Below are 14,507 nucleotides of genomic sequence, written 5' to 3' on the forward strand. Positions count from 1 at the left end.
GTCAGATGATGGACCAATGCTTGTGAATTTGATTCACAAGAGGCAAAGACATGGACAATCGTGCCGGTGAGATGGAGGTCTTCGTCCGGGCGGTCTCGCTCAAGAGCTTCTCCGCCGCGGGCCGGCAGCTCGGCCTGTCGCCGTCGGCCGTCAGCAAGCTGATCACCCGCATCGAAGACAGGTTGGGCACGCGGCTGGTGGTGCGCTCGACGCGCAGCCTGCAGCTGACCCCGGAAGGCGAGGTCTATCTCGAGCGCGCAGGCCGCATCCTCGGCGAGATCGAGGAGGCCGAGCGTATTGTCGCCGGTGGCGCCAATGCGGTGCCGCGTGGCCTGCTCCGGGTCAGCGCCTCGGTTGCCTTCGGCGCCAGCCATGTCGTCCCGCACATGGCCGAATTCCTGGCGCTTTACCCCGAGGTCGAGCTCGACCTGTCGCTCACTGACAGCGTCATCGATCTCTACGAGGAGCGGGCCGACGTTGCCATCCGTTCCGGCAAGCTGCGCGATTCATCGCTCAAGGCGCGCAAGATCCTGGAGATTCGACGTGTCGTCGTCGCCTCGCCAGCCTATCTGGAAAAGCACGGCGTGCCCGAGAGACCGGCCGACCTTGCCGGCCACAATTGCCTGCGCTTCAATTTCCTGCGCAACCGCGATGAATGGATTTTTCGCGACCCAGCGACCGGCGAGAACTTCGCCCAGCGCATCGGCGGCAACCTGCTCGCCAACAACGGCCCGAGCCTGCGCCGGCTCTGCCTCGACGGTGTTGGCCTGATCCGCAGCGGGCTCTTCCAGGTCCAGGCCGACATCGACGCCGGCGCGCTGGTGCCGGTGCTCGAAGCCTACAATCCCGAAGACATCGAGATGATCCACGCGGTGTTTGCCGGCCATGGCCATCTCGCCGCGCGCATCCGCGCCTTCATCGATTTCCTCGCCGACAAGACGCGTGTTGGCTGACGCCATTGTTTCGGCGGATATCAGCACTACCTTCGCAAGGTGCGGGTTTTCGCGCGGGAAACGTGCCGATGCGGAATATGACGAGATCGAAACTGGCCTTGATCGTGGCGGGCGTTTTTCTTGCCGGCGCGATGCAGGCTCATGCCATCGATCTGCCCGGACAGCCCGACCGCAACCAGCTTGCCCGCGAAGGCCGGATCAACGAGCTGCAGATCCTGCAGAGCCAGCAGAGCCGCAGCGCCTTCCAGGCCGAACAACAACGCCTGCGCGAACAGGATCGCCAGATCGTGGTGCCGCAGCTGCCGCGGCCCGAAGTGCCCGTAATGAAGTCGAGCTGCCAGATCGAGCTGTTCGGCAACATCTACCGCCGCGTCTGCCGCTGAGTGCTCGCTCGCCCTGAGCCTGAGTGATCCTGAACTGTCGACGCATGAACTTGCCGACCGAAGGCGCCAGCCAGCCCCGGATTACCTCGCCGCGACCCGTTCGGCCAGCACACCGTCGAGCCTGTCGTATCCGGCCTCGACACCCTTGGCCATGCCGATGGCGATCGCGCCGTCCCTGGCCTCGCGCGAACTGTAGAGCACGGTGTTGACCGAAATGGTGCGGCCATTCTCTTCCGTCAGCACCAGGGTCGAGCGCGCCTCGCCGTCGGTCCAATCCATGTCGAACAGCTCGACGCTGACGATCTTCTCGGGCCGGAACACTTCGCGATAGGTGCCGGTCATGCCCATGTCGCGGCCGTCTTCATGACGCCAGACGAAACGATACTGGCCACCGACGCGCAGGTCGATCTGACAAACGGCGAACGACCAGCCGTCGGGCCCGGTCATCCAGCGTTTCAGCAATGCCGGGATCGTCCAGCAATCGAACACCAGGTCGCGCGGTGCGTCGAAGACACGCGTCATGGCGATTTCGCGGTCGCTCGGCGTGGTCACTTCCAGCCTGTGGCTCATCGTCATTCCTCTCCCCTGACTGGCGCTATGCCTTGCCCTGGTTCGCCTGCAGGTCGGCGAGCAGCATATCCAGGCGCTTGTAGTTGCCTTCCCAGACCTTGCGGTATTCGTCGAGCCAGCCGGTCGCCTCGGCCAGCGCCTCTCCCTCGATGCGGCACGGTCTGCGCTGAGCGTCGCGGCCGCGCGAGATCAGCCCGGCGCGCTCCAGCACCTTGAGATGCTTGGAAATCGCCGGCTGGCTCATGGCGAAGGGCTCGGCCAGCTCCATCACCGAAACCTCCCCCGACATCAGCCGTGCCAGGATTGCCCGCCGCGTCGGATCGGACAGTGCGGTGAAGGTTGCGTCGAGACGTTCGGACGGTGTCATTTCAAACCCTCTTAGTCCATAACAAGAAGGTTATATAGGCGATGGGTGCCGGCGTCCAGCTAGGTTCGAAATTGGCTGAAAATGCCGGCGCAACGTTGAGGCCTCCCTCCCCTTGCGGGGAGGGATACGGGGTAGGGGTTTTGCATCGATCGCGTTGAGCAAAGTCCCTTGTGCGGCGCCGGTCGGGCCCTCAGGCGGCCTTGCGTGCCTTCTTGGCATGGACGTTCTGGTTCATGCGGAACAGGTTCTCGGGATCGTATTTGCGCTTCACCTCGAGCAGGCGGGCATAGTTGGCGCCATAGGCGGCTTCCACCCGGTCGGCCTCGTCAGCCGGCATGAAGTTGATGTAGGCCGTACCGACTGCCTGTGGCCGTGTCGCTTCGTAAATGTTGCGGGCCCAATCGATGCAGGCCTTGTCCATCGCTGCCTCGCGCCAGCGGGCGTGCACGTTCATGACAAAATGCGAACTGCGCTGCGGGAAGGCCGTCGCATCGGTCGCCACCCGTCCGGCCGCTCCGCCGACATGGCCGACGAAGATTTCGCATTCGGGCCCTGGCAGGGTGCGGATCGCGCCGTCGAGCACGTCGATGGTCGTGTCGGACAGTTCGATGAAGTCGTGGCTCTTCCAGTAGTTGCGCGCGCCGGGTTGCAGCAGTGGATCGAACGCCATCTGCCATCCGGCGAACGGGTTCGGCCCGACGACGTCGACGATCGGCTGGCCGATGCCGCGCAGGGCGGCGGTCGCTTTTTCGCCGGCCTGGAGATCGCCGCAATAGCACATGGCCAGCACCAGAACCTCCTTGCCATGCCATTGCGCCGGCAGGAACGGCAGCGGCGGCGCTTGCCGCATCACGGTCCAGCAGGTCAGTTCGTCGGGCGCATCCTCGAGCGCCTCGCGATATTGCTTGAGCACCGTCTTGGCCTCGTCGAAAGGATGTACGACGAGCCCCGAAAGCACCTGTGGGCCCAGCTTGTGCAGCTTGAATTCGAAGGCGGTGACAACGCCGAAATTGCCGCCGCCGCCACGTATCGCCCAGAACAGGTCGGGATGCTCGGCGGTGCTTGCCCGCACCAGCTCGCCATCCGCCGTCACCACATCCGCCGACAGCAGATTGTCGATGGTCAGGCCGAGCTTGCGTGTCGTCCAGCCGAAGCCGCCACCCAATGTCAGCCCCGATATGCCTGTCGTCGAGTTGATGCCGGTCGGCACGGCAAGGCCGAATGCCTGGGTTTCCTTGTCGACATCGGCCAGAATCGCGCCCGGCTCGACCCAGGCCCGCCGCGCCACCCGGTCGACGCGCACCGACTTCATCTGGGAAAGATCGATCATCAGGCCGCCGTCGCACACGGCACTACCGGCGATGTTGTGGCCGCCGCCGCGCACGGAGACGAGCAGCTTGTTGTCGCGCGCGAACTTGACCGCGGCGATGACGTCGCTGGCGCCGACGCAACGCACGACAAGGCCTGGACGGCGGTCGATCATGGCGTTCCAGACGGTGCGGGCCTCGTCATAACCGGCATCGCCGGCATTGAGCACATGGCCGCGCAGGCTTGCAGCGAAAGCATCGAGCACAGGCGCGCTGACGGTCGCCAGCCCACCGTCCAGTGTCGTCAGGTTAAGGTCGTTCATGGGGCTTTCCTCCGAACAGAGAAAAGGCCTCCTCTTGCACCGCAAGCCGTCGATTGTGCGCCTCAGCCGTTCGATGGACAAGGACAAGGGCGGGCCGTTGCGGAAAAGTGATGGCTGCGCTCTGTCGTCGACCGAACCGTGCCGGTCGCCCTCGCGCCTTGCCGTGACGAAACCCAGTCGCCATAGTGTCAAACAGCTCAGCTAGTGGAGTGCTTCGAGCGCGGCGAAATCGGGGACCGATCAAACGATGGGGTGCAGGGGCAGCGACATCGACGAAGGGGCGCTGCAGGTTGGTGCTGGTACACAGAAGCTGAATTCCAGGCTGCGGATACGCAGGCTTGTCGGCTGGGCGGGGGCGGGAACGCCGCTGCTTGCAAGTCTTCTCGCCTGCCAGCAGGCGCTTGCGGCGGACGATCGCATGCTGCTCCTCGACCATGACGGGCTGACCATTCGCATGCATCTGCAGGCCGGCCTGAACGTGGTCGCCGAGCACAATGTGTTCTGGAACTACGCCGATACATTCGCGCCGTCGGCCGGCTTTGATTCGAACAAGACCTGGCTCGAAGGCTACATCCTGCCCGGGCTTAGCTTCACCCGGGAGCTTGGCGGGGTGGTGGCCTACGGCAAGGTCTCCGCCGTTGCCTCGGGCACGCTCGGCATCGATGCCTACGCCACCGGCAACACCGGTCGTGTCACGCTGGAAGAGGGTTATCTCGGCCTGCGTTCGGACGAAAACAGCGATCCGTCATTTGACGTCTCGGTCGGGCCGCGCGAGTTCAAGGCCGGCACCGGCATGCTGCTTGCCAATGGCGGGTCCAGCGGTTTCGATCGTGGCGCGCTCAAGCTTGGCCCACGCAAGGCCTGGGAAATGGCGTCGATCGGCCGCTTCGGTTTCGACAATTTCACCGGCACGGCATTTTATCTCGATGCCAACGAGCAGAACGAAAGCGACAGCCACACCAGGATCGTCGGCGGCGATTTCCGCTATGACGGCGAGGCCAACACCTTCGCCGGCATGACCTTCGGCCATGTGCTCAAGTCCGATTCGCCCTACCCGAAGGCCGCGCCCGGCGGCATCGGCGTACCAACGCTGGTTGCCAATGGCCGCGACGGCCTGAACTTCGTCAATGTCTATGGCCGTGCCATTCCATTCGGCGACAGCTTCGAGAACTTGTTCGTCGCCGGCGACTTCGCCTACCAGTGGAACGAAGACGTCGACATGCGGGCATGGGGCGGCCGCGTCCAGGTCGGCTACACTTTTGCCGAATATTCGTGGGCGCCGACGATCGTCTACTCCTATCAGACGTTTTCCGGCGACGATCCGTCGACGTCGCGGCTGGAACGCTTCGACCCGCTTTATTACGAGGGCAGCCCGAGCTCCTGGTCGACCGGCTCGAAGTCGTCGATGGTGTTCATCAACTCCAATGTCAACGCCCACCAGCTCAGCCTGCGCGTCACGCCGACCGAGCGCGATACGCTGACCCTGCGCTACGCCTATATCAGCGCCAACGAATTGCGCAGCCCGATCCAGTTCGGCCAGGGCACGCATCTCGAAATCATCAATGGCGTGCCCAATCCGGTCGCCGGCGTCTCGGCCAAGCATCTCTCCGACGATATCTTCCTCGAATACAACCGCGTGCTGAACCCCAACACCTATCTGACCGCCGGCTTCAGCGTTTCATTTCCGGGTCCCGGATCTGACTCAGTCGTCAGTTCCAATGCACCCGTCTGGACAGGAGGCTTCGTCAATGTCGTCGTCAATTTCTGAGGCCAAAACAGCAACAAGGCGCAACGGCCTCGCGGGCGCCGTGCTGGCCGCGGCAGCTTTTGCCCTGGCGGTGACGTCTTCGATCTCCCATGCGCAGGAGGCAAATGTGCTGTCAGCCGCAGAGTCCGATCCCGTCAAGCTCGGCTGGATGGTCGGTTCGCCGCCGCCGGCCGACAAGATCATCCGCTTTACCGATCCGGACTATTTCAGCTTCCCCAAGATGCGCTGGACGGTCTGCCACTTCCGCCAGCTAATGCCGACGGCCAATGTCAGCCGCGGGCTTGGCGCGCCGGTCCTGCTCGAACGCAAACTGGACGAGACCATCGATGCGGTGAAGTTCACCCCGCTCGGCGGCGATGCCGAGATGACGTGGGCGCAGTCGCTTGATGCCAACTACACCGACGGCATCGTCGTGCTGCATGACGGCAAGATCGTCTACGAGCGCTATTTCGGCTGCCTCGACGATGCCGGCCAGCATGGTGCGATGTCGGTCACCAAGTCGTTTACCGGCCTGCTGGGCGAAATGCTGGTCGCCGAAGGCAAGCTCGACGAAAACGCCAAGGTGGCATCGGTCGTGCCCGAGCTCGCCAACAGCGCGTTTGGCGACGCCACCGTCAAGCAGGTGCTCGAGATGACCACCGGCCTGCGCTACAGCGAAGATTATGCCGACCCCAATGCTGATGTCTGGATCTATTCGGCCGCCGGCAGTCCGCTGCCCAAGCCAGAGGGTTACACCGGGCCGCGTAGCTATTTCGAATACCTCCAGACGGTGCGCAAGGAAGGCGAGCACGGCAATGCCTTCGGCTACAAGACCGTCAACACCGACGCACTTGGCTGGATCATCGCGCGCGTCACAGGCAAGTCGGTCGCCGAGCTGTTGTCGGAACGGATCTGGAGCAAGATGGGCGCCGAGCAGGACGCCTATTACACCGTCGATTCGACCGGCACGCCTTATGCCGGCGGTGGCCTCAATGCCGGCCTGCGCGACATGGCCCGCGTCGGTCAGCTGTTGCTCGACGATGGCGTTGCCAACGGCCAGCGCCTGATACCTGAGGCGGCGATCGCCCGCATCCGTGCCGGCGGCGACAAGGCGGCGTTTGAAAAGGCCGGCTATGCGCTGCTCAAGGGCTGGAGCTATCGCGGCATGTGGTGGATCACCAACAACGACAACGGCGCCTATTCGGCGCGTGGCGTGCATGGCCAGGCGCTCTACATCGATCCCAAGGCGCGTGTCGTCATCGCCCGCTTCTCGTCGCATCCGACGGCCGGCAATGCTGCCAACGACCCGACCTCGCTGCCGGCCTATGAAGCGGTGGCCAAGCATCTGATGAAGTAGCACGGTCAGCCGGCTTTGGCGGCGGGCTGGCCAGCCGTGCCGCTGGCTTTGCGCGCACCGGACAATCTGGCGGCTAGGACGCCGAGCATGATGATGGCGATGCCAGCCAGCTGCAGGGGTTCGGGTGCGGCGTCATTGGCGCAATAGTCGATCAGCAGGCCGGCGACCATTTGGCCGCAGATCACCAGCACCACCGTCCTGATGGCCCCCAGCCTTGGCAACACAAGGCTGTTGGTGGCGACAAACAACGCCCCGAACGTGCCGCCGAGCCAGGCCAGGGCGGGTGCTGCGGACAGGTTTTCCACGCTCCAACCGCCGAGCACGATCAGCACGGCGGCTAGGAACACAAACCCGATGAAGTGATTCCAGAACGAGGCGCGCAGCGGACCGATCGCCAGGCCGAGTTTTCCGTTCAACGCTCGGCTCAAGCCGATCAGCAGGCCGTTGAGCAGCGCGAGGAATATGGAGCCGCTCATCGTTATTGTCCGCCCATAACGAGCAGCACGCTGCCGCTCAGCACCAGCGCGACGACCACGACATCGGTTGCGGCCAGCCGCCTTTTCGCCACCCCGAACAGCCCGGCATAGTCCATTGCCATGCCGAAGATGACCTGCCCGACAAGCATGAAGGCGATGGTGCCGGATAGCGCCAGCGGGCTGTTTGTGGTGATCGCTGCGAGCACCACCGTGAGCGCTCCCGGTATGCCGCCGAGATAAGCCCAGGCCGGTCCCTTTTGTTGCGACCCGGCTTCCTGGCGCCCAAAAGTCCGCGACCATCCGGCGACAAGCACCAAGGCGACCGCAGCACCGGTTCCATGCGCCACCCAGGAGGCAAGCACCGGTGCGCTGTGTTTGGCCAAAAGGCCGTTGCAGGCGATCATCACCGCCAGCAGCGCCCCTGCCGCCAACGCCGAAAGCCAGTCCGCCGAACGTCCGATCATCTTGTTTGCTCTCCGTGTCGTGCCGGCAGCAGATGCCCGGCTTGAAAATAAGCTCCTGCGACGGCAAGAAAATCGGGCTACAATTCCAAACACTCCGGACATTTTGGTCCGCAATGGGCAGGTCACAAACGATGGATAGGCTGGGCGCGCTCGACGTCTTCATCCAGGCGGCGGAAACGCGCAGCTTCGTTGCGGCCGGGCGTCAGCTCGGTGTGTCGCCCTCGGCGGTCGGCAAGGCCATTGCCCGGCTGGAACAGCGTCTTGGCGTCAGCCTTTTCCACCGCAGCACGCGCAGCATGACGCTGACGGCGGAGGGCAGCCTGTTTCTTGAACGCTGCCGGACCATCGTCGGTGAACTGCAGGCGGCCGAGGAGGAGCTGTCCCAGGCTCACGCCGCACCGCGCGGGCCGCTGCGCGTCAGCCTGCCGGTTTCAGGCACACTGTTTCTGCCGGTGCTTGCCGGCTTCATGCGGGCATGGCCGGAGATCAGGCTGGAACTCGACTTCACCGACAGGCTTGTCGATGTCATCGACGAAGGTTTCGATGCGGTCATCCGCACCGGAGCTGCCGCCGATTCCCGGCTGATGAGCCGCAAGCTTGGCGACTTCCGCCACCGGCTCGTCGCCGCGCCGGGATATCTTGCCGGCCACGGCCTGCCCGAGACCCCGCAAGAGCTTCTCGGCCACGCCTGCCTGCACCATCGTCACCCGGTCACCGGCAAGCTGGAGCCATGGCCTTTGTTGCGCGACGAGGCGTTGCTTGAACTCGAGCTGCCTGCAACCCTCGTTGCCAGCACGATCGAGGCGCGCATCTATCTCGCCGAACAGGGTTTTGGCATCGCCTGCCTGCCGGAATATGCCGTCAAACGCCAGATCGCCGAGGGAACGCTTGTCTCGATCCTCGAAGATTTCGTCCGCGATGCTGGTGTCATGCGTGTGCTCTGGCCGGCCAGCCGCTACCTTTCGCCGAAGATTCGGCTGTTTGTCGACTTCCTGGCGGGAAACCTATTCGCCGACTAAGCATCCAGCAATACCACATCCAGCTGCCCCAGCCGGTCCGGATCGGCGATGGCCTCGATGCCGACAATCCTGTCGCCGTCGAGCTTGAGCATCAGCACGACGCGGAGCTTGCCCATCGGTGCGACCAGCAGGCCGATGGCGCCGTCGACAAGCGCTGGCAGCGCGCCCTGCGCCCGACCCTTGAAACTTTGCGCTACGGCCTGCGCGCCGCGCAGCTCGGCCACCGCGCCCAATTGGGCAGCGACGGCGTCGGCGCGGAACACCACATCCGGGTCGAGCACCTTGAGCAGCCCGGCGAAATCGCCGCCGCGGGACGCTGCGAGAAACGCGTCGACCACCTGCCGTTGACGTGTCCGGTCGGGCGCACGTGCCTCGTCGCTGCCTTGAACGCGGCGCCGGGCCCGGCTCGCCAGCTGTCTTGCTGCGACCGGCGTGCGCTCGACGATGGGTGCTATGTCGTCGAAGGACAGGTCGAACATGTCGTGCAGCACAAAGGCGATGCGCTCCGCCGGCGCCAGCTTTTCCAGCACGACAAGAAGCGCCAGCCCGACGGCGTCGGCCATCGCCAGCTCGCGCTCGGGGTCGATGCCGGCGGTATCGTCGGCAACTTCGTCCGGCCCTTCCACCTCGAGCGGGTCCTCGCGCCGCGATTTGCGCTGGCGCAGCATGTCCAGGCAGACGCGCGCCACGACTGTCGTCAGCCAGCCCGAGAGATTGCCGATCTCGCGCGCATCGGAGCGTGCCAGGCGCAGCCAGGTCTCCTGCACCGCGTCTTCGGCTTCGCTCGCCGAGCCCAGCATGCGGTAGGCCACGGCCCGTAAATGACCGCGATTGGCATCAAATCGCTCGGTCAGAAAAATTTCTTCGTTCATCGGTCACATTCCCTGCTGGCGTTCCGTCATGGCCATGACGAGCGAATCCCGGCCGATGTGACACGAGACCGGTTTAGGGGCAGCGGCGTCAAGATCATCTGGCGCAAAGCCGAAAACAGAACGCAAATTTCGAGGAGAATTCCGATGCAAGCTCGTATGACCAACCCCGCCCTGCTGCTTCCCGATGCCATGCAGGCGCTGTTTGCGCTCAACAAGGCGACCGAAAAGGACGGCCTGTCCGAGGTGACGCGCAAGCTGGTCCACCTGCGCGCCAGCCAGATCAACAGCTGCAGCGTCTGCGTGCACATGCACTCGCTCGAACTCAGGAAGCTTGGCGAGAAGGACGACCGCATCTTCGCCGTGGCCGCCTGGCGCGATACGCCCTGGTTCACGCCGGCCGAGCGCGCGGCGCTGGCGCTGACAGAGGCGGTCACCCGCGTCGCCGACAAGTCCGATCCGGTGCCCGACGACGTCTGGGAAGAGGCTGTCAGCCACTACGATGAAAAGGCGATTTCGGCGCTGTTGCTCAGCATCGCGTTGATCAATGTCTGGAACCGCCTTAATGCCGCGGTCCGCCAGGTCGCAGGTGCTGCCTGGAACTGAGCGACGGATCGTGAGCGGTCGCCGTCCGAAGGCGGCGACCGCCTGTTCGCAACTGTCACGCGGTTCACGTCTTGGCCGTGAACCGCGCCGCCTCTTCCGAACCGCGCGTGGCGTCGCCCGCGCTGTAGGAGTGCGCGCCGGCGCCGGCGAGTTTGCCTCCGTCGACGATCAGATACTCCTCGCGGATCGGCCGGCCCTCGAACCAGCACTCAAGAATTCGCGGGTGCCGGCGGCATAACGCGCCTGGGCGGATAGCGACGATCCCGAAATGTGCGGCGTCATGCCGTGATGCGGCATCGAGCGCCACGGGTGGTCCTTGGGCGCCGGCTGCGGGAACCAGACGTCACCGGCATATGCAGCCAGTTGGCCGCTTTCCAGCGCGTCGGCGATCGCGTCACGATTGCAGATCTTGCCGCGCGCCGTGTTCACCAGATAGGCGCCGCGTTTCATCCTGGCGATCATCGCCGCGTCGAAGAGGTTTTCCGTCTCGGGGTGCAGTGGCGCATTGATCGTTACCACGTCGCAGATGGGGACCATTTCGGCTGCGGATTTGTGGAAGGTGAGGCCAAGCTCCTTCTCGACCGCCTCAGGCAGGCGGTGGCGGTCGGTGTAGTGCAGCTTCACCTCGAACGGCTTCAACCGGCGCAGTACGGCGCTGCCGATCCGGCCGGCGCCGACGGTTCCGATCTGCATGCCTTCGACATCGTAGGAGCGTGCGACGCAGTCGGCGATGTTCCAGCCGCCCTTCACCACCCACTCGTAGGAGGGGATATAGTTGCGCACGAGCCCCAGGATCATCATCACCACATGCTCGGAGACGCTGATCGAGTTGCAAAAAGTCACCTCGGCGACGGTGATGCCGCGGTCCATCGCTGCCTGCAGGTCGACATGGTCGGACCCGATGCCGGCGGTGATCGCAAGCTTCAGTTGGCTTGCCTTGGCGATGCGTTCCTCGGTCAGGTAGGCCGGCCAGAACGGCTGCGAGATGACGATTTCGGCGTCCACGAGTTCGCGCTCAAAGACGCTGCCCGGACCATCCTTGTCCGCTGTCACAACCAGGCTGTGCCCGGCGGTTTCGAGAAACTTCCGCAAGCCCAGTTCGCCTGAGACACTGCCGAGCAGCACTCCGGGTTCAAAATCGATAGCTTTCGGGGTCGGCAGTGTCTGCCCGCCGGGATAGCGGTCGAGCTTCGGCAGGCCGTCCCGCGCATATGCTGCCGGATAGCCGTCGACCGGATCGTCATAGAGGACGCAAACGACCTTTGCCATTTTGTATCTCCCTTCGTCTCGTTGCGACGAGGAAGACGTCCTGGGGCGCGCCACGCATTGCCACCTTGGCAGGCTGTCGGCACAGGTTCACGTAACCGGCAGGCTGGCCTTCTGGTGCTTCCTCGTTTGGAAAGATGCGCGCTGCCTGCAAGGTAAATGGACTAGTTCGCTGCGGTTTCAAGTGCAGCGGATGGGGCCGGAGAGACTGTCGTTGTCCTTTCCGCCAAGGGACAACGCATTCCTGCGCTGACGTCTCGTTCACGCGTCGAACACGCTGCCCTCACGCCTGCATGGCAAGCTCACCGGGTCACGTCAGCATACGGGAGGCCGAGATGGCTTACTCAGTGCATTCCAGCCACAGACAGCAGACGGCGGATCTGACGATCCGTTTCCTCCAGGCAACCGGGCGCCGCATCGCGGCAGCCGAGGCGTGGTATCGCCGCGCCCAGAGCCGGCGCATCATCGCCGCACTCAGCCCGGAGCAGCTGAAGGACATCGGCTATCCCGCCGTCGACGACATTGCCAGCCTCGATGTCGAGGCCGGTCTCATGACCAAACTGCAATCGATGCGTTAGCTCAGCCGTCGCAGGCAACACGTCGCGGGGTGCTGGCCGGCATCCCGCGACGGCGACCCCGTCTACGCTACGTCTTGAAGCGCGCCGCCTCTTTCAAACCGCGTGTGGCATCGCCGGCGCTGGAGGAAAGCAGGTGGCTGCGGGTTCCAGACATCGCCGTCATATGGCAGTTGACCGCTTTCAAGCGCGACAGCGTTTTCAACGACGGCGCGGTCCTCTTGCCTTGCCTGCGAATTGAATTCACCCTCGGCTGGGGCTGTTCAACCGAGGGACGGCGACGATGCGCGAAGCCCAGGTCGCGATATTGATCTTTGTCTGCCTTGTCGCCGCCTCGCTTGGCAGCATGCTGATGCATGAGAGGTTGTCGTCCCGGCATCGCCAGGACGACACCACCGGGGTGGTCAGACTTGTCGCAAACATCTTCGTGGTCATGACCTCGCTGGTCATGGGCCTGATGCTCAATTCGGCCCGGAACACCTTCGAGCAGATCGACCACAATGTGCATGATTACGCCACTCAGCTGATCCTTCTCGACCGCGCCCTGCGCGATTATGGCCCCGAAGCCGAGGATGCGCGCCAGCCGCTCATCGCCTATGTCCAGCGCATGGTCGACAACGAGGCGAGGCCCAGCAACGAGCCGGCGACAGTCGCCAACAAGCTGTCCGAACGGCTGATCGGTGAAATCGGCAGCCGGCTGCGCAACCTCAAGCCGGCCAATGCCGAACAGACAGTGCTATGGCAGGACGCGCGCCAAAATCTGCAAAAGGTGATCGAACTGCGCTGGACCCTGATCGAACATTCGGAAGGCACGATCCCACGGCTTTTGATCGTCATGCTGGTTGCCTGGCTGGTGCTGGTGTTTGCCAGCTTCGGCTTCCGCGCGCCGAGAAACGCCGTCGTTGCGACCACCTTCGTCGCCTCGTCGGCGCTGCTCGCCGCATCGCTTTACCTGGTCCTCGACATGGACGTGCCGTTCGACGGACCGATCCAGGTTTCGCCAGCCCCGCTGGAGCGGGCGCTGGCCGAGTTGAAGGGTTAGCCCGGCCGAACCCGAAACCGCTGCCGGTATCGCGCCGGCGTAATGCCGGTATGGCGCCGGAACAGCCGGCGGAAGAACGCCGGATCCTCGTAGCCGACGATCTCGGCGATGGCGTCTGTGGCCTCAGTGGTGGCCTCCAGCATCTGCTTGGCCTCCTCGATGCGCAGGCTTTGGACATAGTCGACAGGCGTGTAGCCGGTCGCCGCCTTGAAGCGGCGCTTGAAGGTGCGCTCGGGCAGCCCGCTTTCGGCGACCATGCGCGTCACCGGGTTGGCGGCGGTGTAATTGTCGGCGATCCAGACCTGGCAGTTGCCGATCGCCGCATCTTCGTGGCGCTTCGGCTTGGCCATCGTGGCGAAGGGCAGCTGGCCGTCGCTGCGGTCGCCGAGCAGGAACACCTTGGCGATGCGTGCCGCTTCCTCCTTGCCGCAGTGGCGGGCGATCAGGTGCAGCGCGAGGTCCTCCCATGACGACGCCCCGCCGGTGGTGATCAGCTGTCCCTCGGGGTCCATGTCGCAGACGATGCGCTCGGGCCGGAACTTCACCAGGGGATAGCGGTCGCGGAAGATGTCGGCGGCGATCCAGTGCGAGGCTGCGTCCTTGCCGTCGAGCAGGCCGGCCTCGGCGAGGAAGATCGAGCCGGTGCAGACCGAGCACACCGTTGCCCCTGCTGCCAGCTGTTCGCGCACCCAGGCCATCTCTTCGCCCCAGCCGCCAGCCGCGCCACCATCGAGCGGCAGCGCCAGGTCGGTGACGATCACCACGTCGGTGCCCACAGTGTCGGCGAAGGACGCATGCGGCTGGATCGGCGTGCCGATGGCGCAGGTGAACGCCTCCTTGCGCCGTGCCACGATCTCGGCTGAGATGCGCCGTGCCCTGGTCTGCTGCCCGGTCAGCCGGTCCCAGATCGAGCCCACCGCCGACAGCACCTCGAACAGCCCGTACACCGCTGCCGGTGTTGTCTGCGGCAAGGCGAGCAGGCTGATGCGGAGAGGTTCGGCTTGCTGGTTCATGTGCCATGAGTGGCACGTATGCCTTGTTTTTGTCCAGTATCGCTCTCGTGAGCCGGCTTCGACGCCCCTAGTGTCCGTTCAAGCCGCCCAGCGGGCGCGAGGAGACCGAAATGTCAAACCACACCACCCCGACCAGCCGGCGCCGCTTCCTGCTTTCCGCAGCAGCGCTC

General features: G+C 64.4%; 16 protein-coding genes and 1 pseudogene. 8 read left to right on the plus strand and 9 right to left on the minus strand.

Going from position 1 to position 14,507, the window contains the following annotated elements; all coding sequences use genetic code 11:
• Positions 1-50: 50 nt before the first annotated feature.
• Positions 51-953: a LysR family transcriptional regulator gene (locus ACHMW7_RS04645; RefSeq protein ID WP_395449185.1), complete on the plus strand. Its 903-nt coding sequence runs from the start codon at positions 51-53 to the stop codon at positions 951-953.
• A 77-nt stretch (positions 954-1,030) separates the two neighbouring features.
• The gene (locus ACHMW7_RS04650) at positions 1,031-1,336 is read left to right on the plus strand and encodes a hypothetical protein (RefSeq protein WP_395449186.1); all 306 of its coding nucleotides are present in this window, start codon (positions 1,031-1,033) and stop codon (positions 1,334-1,336) included.
• Positions 1,337-1,417: 81 nt separating this feature from the next.
• Here ACHMW7_RS04650 and ACHMW7_RS04655 read toward each other — a convergent pair whose 3' ends face one another.
• From ACHMW7_RS04655 to ACHMW7_RS04665, 3 genes are all read right to left on the minus strand, one after another.
• Entirely contained in the window at positions 1,418-1,906 is a 489-nt protein-coding gene (locus ACHMW7_RS04655) for an SRPBCC family protein (protein WP_395449187.1), read from the minus strand.
• Positions 1,907-1,931: 25 nt separating this feature from the next.
• Entirely contained in the window at positions 1,932-2,273 is a 342-nt protein-coding gene (locus tag ACHMW7_RS04660; RefSeq protein WP_395449188.1) for an ArsR/SmtB family transcription factor, read from the minus strand.
• Between the two features lie 190 nt (positions 2,274-2,463).
• Positions 2,464-3,903, minus strand: a complete 1,440-nt coding sequence (locus tag ACHMW7_RS04665; protein ID WP_395449189.1) for an FAD-binding oxidoreductase — start codon at positions 3,901-3,903, stop codon at positions 2,464-2,466.
• A 247-nt stretch (positions 3,904-4,150) separates the two neighbouring features.
• Here ACHMW7_RS04665 and ACHMW7_RS04670 point away from each other — a divergent pair, with 247 nt between their 5' ends.
• Both ACHMW7_RS04670 and ACHMW7_RS04675 read left to right on the plus strand, forming a co-directional pair.
• The gene (locus ACHMW7_RS04670) at positions 4,151-5,671 is read left to right on the plus strand and encodes an alginate export family protein (RefSeq protein ID WP_395449190.1); all 1,521 of its coding nucleotides are present in this window, start codon (positions 4,151-4,153) and stop codon (positions 5,669-5,671) included.
• A gap of 148 nt (positions 5,672-5,819) precedes the next feature.
• Entirely contained in the window at positions 5,820-7,007 is a 1,188-nt protein-coding gene (locus ACHMW7_RS04675; protein ID WP_395451261.1) for a serine hydrolase domain-containing protein, read from the plus strand.
• Positions 7,008-7,012: 5 nt separating this feature from the next.
• On the opposite strand, the gene ACHMW7_RS04680 is transcribed toward ACHMW7_RS04675, so the two are convergent.
• Both ACHMW7_RS04680 and ACHMW7_RS04685 read right to left on the minus strand, forming a co-directional pair.
• Positions 7,013-7,483, minus strand: coding sequence for a DMT family transporter (locus ACHMW7_RS04680; protein WP_395449191.1), 471 nt, complete (start codon positions 7,481-7,483; stop codon positions 7,013-7,015).
• 2 nt (positions 7,484-7,485) lie between these two features.
• A complete protein-coding gene (locus tag ACHMW7_RS04685; RefSeq protein ID WP_395449192.1) occupies positions 7,486-7,947 on the minus strand; it encodes a DMT family transporter in 462 nt (153 codons plus the stop codon).
• Positions 7,948-8,078: 131 nt separating this feature from the next.
• Here ACHMW7_RS04685 and ACHMW7_RS04690 point away from each other — a divergent pair, with 131 nt between their 5' ends.
• Positions 8,079-8,966 (plus strand): LysR family transcriptional regulator, encoded by an 888-nt coding sequence (locus ACHMW7_RS04690; RefSeq protein ID WP_395449193.1) that lies wholly within the window; start codon positions 8,079-8,081, stop codon positions 8,964-8,966.
• Here the strand turns inward: ACHMW7_RS04690 and ACHMW7_RS04695 are convergent.
• Positions 8,963-9,838: a sigma-70 family RNA polymerase sigma factor gene (locus ACHMW7_RS04695; RefSeq protein ID WP_395449194.1), complete on the minus strand. Its 876-nt coding sequence runs from the start codon at positions 9,836-9,838 to the stop codon at positions 8,963-8,965. The two genes, ACHMW7_RS04690 and ACHMW7_RS04695, sit on opposite strands and share 4 nt — an antisense overlap.
• Positions 9,839-9,982: 144 nt before the next feature.
• On the opposite strand from ACHMW7_RS04695, the gene ACHMW7_RS04700 reads away from it, so the two are divergent.
• Complete coding sequence (locus ACHMW7_RS04700; RefSeq protein ID WP_395449195.1) at positions 9,983-10,441, plus strand: carboxymuconolactone decarboxylase family protein; 459 nt, start codon at positions 9,983-9,985, stop codon at positions 10,439-10,441.
• 64 nt (positions 10,442-10,505) lie between these two features.
• On the opposite strand, the pseudogene ACHMW7_RS04705 reads toward ACHMW7_RS04700, so the two are convergent.
• Positions 10,506-11,710: pseudogene (locus ACHMW7_RS04705) on the minus strand (NAD-dependent formate dehydrogenase).
• Positions 11,711-12,042: 332 nt separating this feature from the next.
• On the opposite strand from ACHMW7_RS04705, the gene ACHMW7_RS04710 reads away from it, so the two are divergent.
• Positions 12,043-12,285: a DUF1127 domain-containing protein gene (locus ACHMW7_RS04710; protein ID WP_395449196.1), complete on the plus strand. Its 243-nt coding sequence runs from the start codon at positions 12,043-12,045 to the stop codon at positions 12,283-12,285.
• Between the two features lie 67 nt (positions 12,286-12,352).
• Here ACHMW7_RS04710 and ACHMW7_RS04715 read toward each other — a convergent pair whose 3' ends face one another.
• The gene (locus ACHMW7_RS04715; protein WP_395449197.1) at positions 12,353-12,487 is read right to left on the minus strand and encodes a hypothetical protein; all 135 of its coding nucleotides are present in this window, start codon (positions 12,485-12,487) and stop codon (positions 12,353-12,355) included.
• 78 nt (positions 12,488-12,565) lie between these two features.
• On the opposite strand from ACHMW7_RS04715, the gene ACHMW7_RS04720 reads away from it, so the two are divergent.
• On the plus strand, positions 12,566-13,324 hold the full coding sequence (locus ACHMW7_RS04720) for a DUF4239 domain-containing protein (RefSeq protein WP_395449198.1): 759 nt from the start codon (positions 12,566-12,568) through the stop codon (positions 13,322-13,324).
• Here the strand turns inward: ACHMW7_RS04720 and ACHMW7_RS04725 are convergent.
• Entirely contained in the window at positions 13,321-14,337 is a 1,017-nt protein-coding gene (locus ACHMW7_RS04725) for a GlxA family transcriptional regulator (protein ID WP_395449199.1), read from the minus strand. The genes ACHMW7_RS04720 and ACHMW7_RS04725 overlap by 4 nt on opposite strands.
• Positions 14,338-14,507 lie beyond the last annotated feature (170 nt).

Origin of the sequence: Aminobacter sp. UC22_36, from assembly GCF_044056035.1 — a bacterium.
Classification (GTDB): Bacteria; Pseudomonadota; Alphaproteobacteria; order Rhizobiales; family Rhizobiaceae; genus Aminobacter.